This window comes from Bacillus sp. JJ664, assembly GCF_036962205.1.
Classification (GTDB): Bacteria; Bacillota; Bacilli; order Bacillales; family Bacillaceae_G; genus Gottfriedia.
In genome coordinates, this window is sequence record NZ_JBALMS010000237.1 from 1 (window position 1) to 1,140 (window position 1,140).

At 32.9% G+C, this 1,140-nt stretch carries 1 protein-coding gene and 1 pseudogene; both read left to right on the top strand.

The annotated features are described in order from the left end of the window. Positions 1-205, top strand: a pseudogene (locus tag V7056_RS20675) (MDR family MFS transporter); the annotation flags it as partial. Positions 206-343: 138 nt separating this feature from the next. Further along, entirely contained in the window at positions 344-1,024 is a 681-nt protein-coding gene (gene rpiA / locus V7056_RS20680) for a ribose-5-phosphate isomerase RpiA (RefSeq protein WP_499704267.1), read from the top strand. Positions 1,025-1,140: the final 116 nt, after the last annotated feature.

The following is a 1,140-nucleotide window of genomic DNA, read 5'->3' on the forward strand; positions in this document are numbered from 1 at the left end:
ATCCTATTCAGCACTCTCTAATATTGCTTATACCGGTGCAGACTTAATTGCCCGCTCTAGCATTATTATCGGTGCATATATAAACCCTACATTCATGAGTATTTATATAGGATTCATCGTAATGTTTGGAACTTCCTTAGTTTATTTGGGATTATTTGTTAAGGGGTATTATATAAAGAAGGAAGAATATAAACTTTCAACTTAATCAAAGTAAGCAGATGTTATGAATAAAAAATTTACCCATCAAAATTTTCACAGATACATCTTTTGATAATTTGAAGTAATATGGAATGTTTTAGTAAAATGTATTAAATATACTAATGACCTTTTTAGGGGTGTGCAAATGGACAGTAAAAAACTAGCTGGTGAAAAGGCGGTTGAATTTGTTGAGGATGGAATGATTGTTGGGCTAGGAACTGGTTCAACTGTATATTGGACTATTTTAAAACTAGCTGAACGAATGAAAGAAGGCTTAAAAATACAAGGAGTACCTACTTCAAAAGATACAGAACAACTAGCCATTAAATTAGGAATTCCATTAGTGGATCCTTCTGAGTTAAGTAAAGTGGATTTAGCAATAGATGGTGCTGATGAAGTGAGTCCTAGTTTAGCGTTGATCAAAGGTGGCGGTGGAGCGTTATTACGAGAAAAAATGATTGCCTCCATTTCTGAAAAATTTATTATTGTTGCAGATGAATCAAAGTTTGTTCAGACACTTGGTAAATTCCCTTTACCGATAGAAGTCATACCATTTGGATGGGAAGTGACAAAGAATCAGATTGAAAAAATAGGTCCAATTAATCCAACTCTACGGCTGAAAAACAATACACCTTTTATTACAGATAATGGAAATTATATTTTAGATTGCTATATGAAAAGCATTGAAAAACCAGAAGAGTTAACAATTCGCTTAAATATGATTCCTGGTGTGGTCGAGAATGGTCTTTTTGTGAATATGTGTGAGGCCGCTATTATTGCTAGAAACGATAACACAATCGAGATTAAATATGGTGCTAGAAAATAATATGATAGTTAGATCAACTTGCTTCTAAGGAAATAGTAAAGGGTAGACAAATTCTATGTCTGCTCTTTTTACTTTTCCTTTATTCAAACATTCCAAGTGACTGAAAGAGTAATTTA